Raw genomic sequence first — 215 nt, forward strand, 5'->3', positions numbered from 1 at the left:
AAGTCCAAAACATATCAAAATAATTACACAAAATGTAATCTTTAATTAAATTTTTCACCTCAAAAATATGACTTCTACGCTGTTCTTCTTCCAACTTCGCTAACTGATTTTTATTCAATTTTAAACGCTTTTCTAAATTGATTTTTTGGTGGATAGAAGTAGACGGTTTTTTTCTAGGATTTTTATATTTAAATACCTTATAAACGCCGTTATTA

At 26.0% G+C, this 215-nt stretch carries 1 pseudogene; it reads right to left on the reverse strand.

The features are described from left to right. Positions 1-215: pseudogene (locus JV528_RS12455) on the reverse strand (rolling circle replication-associated protein); the annotation flags it as partial.

The organism is Staphylococcus sp. GDB20D11A (assembly GCF_016893255.1).
Lineage (GTDB): Bacteria > Bacillota > Bacilli > Staphylococcales > Staphylococcaceae > Staphylococcus > Staphylococcus aureus.